The 646-nt window shown below is 28.9% G+C and carries 2 protein-coding genes; both read left to right on the forward strand.

The window, feature by feature from the left end; genetic code table 11:
* Positions 1-15 precede the first annotated feature (15 nt).
* Positions 16-408 carry a helix-turn-helix domain-containing protein gene (locus Q4548_RS16685; RefSeq protein WP_303457168.1) on the forward strand — a complete coding sequence of 131 codons (393 nt, stop codon included), beginning with the start codon at positions 16-18 and terminating at the stop codon, positions 406-408.
* A gap of 41 nt (positions 409-449) precedes the next feature.
* A partial coding sequence (locus Q4548_RS16690; RefSeq protein WP_408068640.1) for a hypothetical protein occupies positions 450-646 on the forward strand: 197 nt, incomplete at its 3' end.

Here is a 646-nt window from a genome sequence, read left to right on the forward strand (position 1 = left end):
AAATATTAGTCACTTATGGAAAGTAAACACAAACAACCCTGTCGAAAAAAAACGTATACGAAAGTAGGTTTTGAACTTAAATTATTCATCATTGACCAAATTCAAAATGGTCAAATTTCTACCAACTTTGCTGCTAAAAAATATAATGTTCCTAGATCTTCTATCGATTATTGGATTAAAAAATATAGTACTTTAGAGCAAAAGAAAAAAGCAATGAGTAAACAAGATCAAATCAAAAAATTGAAAGAGAAAATTGAAGAACTTGAATTTGTAAAAGATTTTCAACAAGACATCATAGCAGACATGGAACTAATCACTGGAGCTGAGTTGTCAAAAAAGTCGTTGCCCAAAACATTAGCAGACGAGATTCAGAAAAAGAAACAAAACCGTTTAAAAGAAAATGGTTAACTCAATGTTTTGGGATTAGTAAACAAGCTTTCTATAAACGCTTGAAAAATCATCAAAAGCAACTACTTAACGAACAGATTATCATCAAACTTGTAAAGGAGTGTCGTAACAAAATTGGACAGTTTTTAGGTGCTAAAAAGCTGTATCATGAACTGAAATATGAGTTTAAAAAACTTAGAATTAAAATTGGAAGAGATAAGTTTTTTACACTTCTTAAAAATCATAAACTACTGATTAA

The sequence above is a fragment of the Wenyingzhuangia sp. 2_MG-2023 genome, from assembly GCF_030548295.1.
In the GTDB taxonomy this organism is placed as follows: Bacteria; Bacteroidota; Bacteroidia; order Flavobacteriales; family Flavobacteriaceae; genus Wenyingzhuangia.

Excerpts from the sequence above, each read along its gene's own strand:
- Q4548_RS16685 (WP_303457168.1), top strand. The coding sequence starts at position 16 with ATGGAAAGTAAACACAAACAACCCTGTCGAAAAAAAACGTATACGAAA.